Origin of the sequence: Streptomyces recifensis, from assembly GCF_002154615.1 — a bacterium.
GTDB classification, from domain to species: Bacteria; Actinomycetota; Actinomycetes; order Streptomycetales; family Streptomycetaceae; genus Streptomyces; species Streptomyces griseoluteus.
Map to the genome: position 1 here is coordinate 1 of NZ_MUNH01000658.1, position 1,021 is coordinate 1,021.

The window sequence follows — 1,021 nt, forward strand, 5'->3', positions numbered from 1 at the left end:
GTGCCCACCGGCACCGAGGTCCTCGCGGCCCACGCCGGCACCGTCGTCAAGGCCGGCCCGAACGGCGCCGGTGACGGCCCCGCGTACGGCAACGCCGTCGTCATCAAGCACGGCAACGGTCTGTACTCGCAGTACGCCCACCTGTCTCGTGTCGACGTCAAGGTCGGCCAGATCGTCAAGACCGGCCAGCACATAGCCCTGTCGGGCAGCACCGGTAACTCCACCGGCCCGCACCTGCACTTCGAGATCCGCAAGACGCCGAACTACGGCTCGGCCGTCAACCCGGTCAACTTCCTGCGGACCCAGGGCGTCCACGTCTGAGCCCCGGGCCACCGCCCCCGGCCCTCACGGGCCACCGCCGGTAGTCCGGACCACGGATGTCCGGACTACCTCCTGCCTCGGGCGCCCTCGTGCGCCTGCGTCACCAGATCCACGGCGACTTCGAGAACCGCTTCGCGCTTCTTCTCGGGGTCGCCTTCCAGGTCCGCCATCACGAACATGCCGGCGTGCAGGGTGAACAGCGCGCTGATCGAGCGGACCTGGTCCACCAGCTCGGCCTCGGGATCGATGATGATGTCCCTGAGGCCCTTCATGCGTTCCTTGAACGTGTCACCGATGCGCAGCTCCCGCACCGTCGCCTGGTTCTCCTGCATGAACCGGAAGAGCGGCTGCGCCCCTGCCAGTGCCGCGCTGTAGCGCCGTACGATCTCCTGCTTGGTCTCCAGGGTGTGCGGCTGGCTGCGCCCCCACTCGATCAGGTCCTCGATCGGCTGCGTCAGGTCCGCGAAGAGACTGACGATGATCTCTTCCTTGGTCTTGAAGTGGTAGTAGAGAGCCGCCTTGGTGACATCGAGGTGCTCCGCGATCTCGCGCAGTGAGGTCTTCTCGTAGCCCTGTTCCGCGAAGAGCTCGAGCGCGACGTCCTGGATGCGCTGGCGGGTGTTCCCGCGGCGCTGCTGCTTGGTGCCGTCCATGGTGTCGCCCATCCTCGTACTCCCCCCGCTCCCGCGGAAACTTACTT

Annotated in this window: 2 protein-coding genes; one reads left to right on the forward strand and one right to left on the reverse strand. The window is 67.0% G+C overall.

Translation table 11 applies throughout. From position 1 onward, the window contains the following. Nucleotides 1-321: M23 family metallopeptidase (locus CCN33_RS27875; protein ID WP_086696176.1), on the forward strand; the 321-nt coding region annotated here is incomplete at its 5' end. Between the two features lie 65 nt (nt 322-386). Here the strand turns inward: CCN33_RS27875 and CCN33_RS27880 are convergent. Next, complete coding sequence (locus tag CCN33_RS27880) at nt 387-986, reverse strand: TetR/AcrR family transcriptional regulator (RefSeq protein ID WP_086694989.1); 600 nt, start codon at nt 984-986, stop codon at nt 387-389. Nucleotides 987-1,021: the final 35 nt, after the last annotated feature.

Excerpts from the sequence above, each read along its gene's own strand:
- CCN33_RS27880 (WP_086694989.1), bottom strand. The coding sequence starts at position 986 with ATGGGCGACACCATGGACGGCACCAAGCAGCAGCGCCGCGGGAACACC.